At 75.1% G+C, this 514-nt stretch carries 1 pseudogene; it reads right to left on the bottom strand.

What is annotated here, in order from left to right:
- Positions 1-210 precede the first annotated feature (210 nt).
- Positions 211-514, bottom strand: a pseudogene (locus N866_RS21865) (hypothetical protein); the annotation flags it as partial.

Raw genomic sequence — 514 nt, 5'->3', positions numbered from 1 at the left:
CGGTGAGCCCTCTGCGGCTCGATGACCCGACTCTTTCGCACGGCAGGGGGCGTGACTTAGGACGGAGGGCTCCTGGACCAAAGGCCCACGCTCGGTGCAGGCCGGCACGAATGCGCAGGTCAGCGCGTCATGATCGACGACCAGAGGCGGCGTGGGAGGTGGCGGCCCGGCGCGGTGATCTCGGTCACACGGCTGGGATCGCGCAAGGGCTCAGGGTGGTGGCCGGGGCCCGGGCCCGTCGTGGATGAGCGTTCGGCCGTGGCGGTCGTGGAAGACCCAGCGGGGGTGCAGGGTGGCTGCGGAGGAGATCGTTCTCGGCGCGGTCTCCGGCCGCCCCGGCTGCCCCTGGCGCGCTGGATGGCTGGTGGCGGCGCTGAGGGTGGCGCCCGGGGTGCCGGTGCCGGCGGTGCCGACGGTGCCGGCGGGGTCGGCGGTGCCGGCGGTGCCGGCGGTGCCGGCGGGGTCGGCAGTGAAGGTGGTGCCGGCAGTGACGGTGGTGCCGGTGCGGTGGACG

This window comes from Actinotalea ferrariae CF5-4 (assembly GCF_000603945.1).
Classification (GTDB): domain Bacteria; phylum Actinomycetota; class Actinomycetes; order Actinomycetales; family Cellulomonadaceae; genus Actinotalea; species Actinotalea ferrariae.
The sequence above is the reverse complement of the archived record's forward strand: the minus strand, read 5'-3'. Positions and strand labels throughout refer to the sequence as shown.